Consider the following 212-nt stretch of genomic DNA (forward strand, 5'->3'; position numbering starts at 1 on the left):
GTACCACAGCAGCAGTGCGACCGCCCCGCACAGCAAGCGCATGGTCCACGGGTCCCAGACCCAGTCCGTCAGGACACGGGCCGTCTGCGTCAGCCCCGGCTCGTCGACCGCCCAGCGGTGGAAGGCCGAGGCGATGTCACGGTCCAGGCCGATCAGCGGGCGCCACTGCGCGACGACCAGGATCAGCAGAAGGACCGAGCCCACGAGACTCC

Annotated in this window: 1 pseudogene; it reads right to left on the reverse strand. The window is 70.3% G+C overall.

Annotation, left to right across the window (positions count from 1 at the left end):
• Positions 1-204: pseudogene (locus J0695_RS41485) on the reverse strand (phosphatase PAP2 family protein); the annotation flags it as partial.
• Positions 205-212: the final 8 nt, after the last annotated feature.

This window comes from Streptomyces beijiangensis, assembly GCF_017315755.1.
Classification (GTDB): Bacteria; Actinomycetota; Actinomycetes; order Streptomycetales; family Streptomycetaceae; genus Streptomyces; species Streptomyces beijiangensis.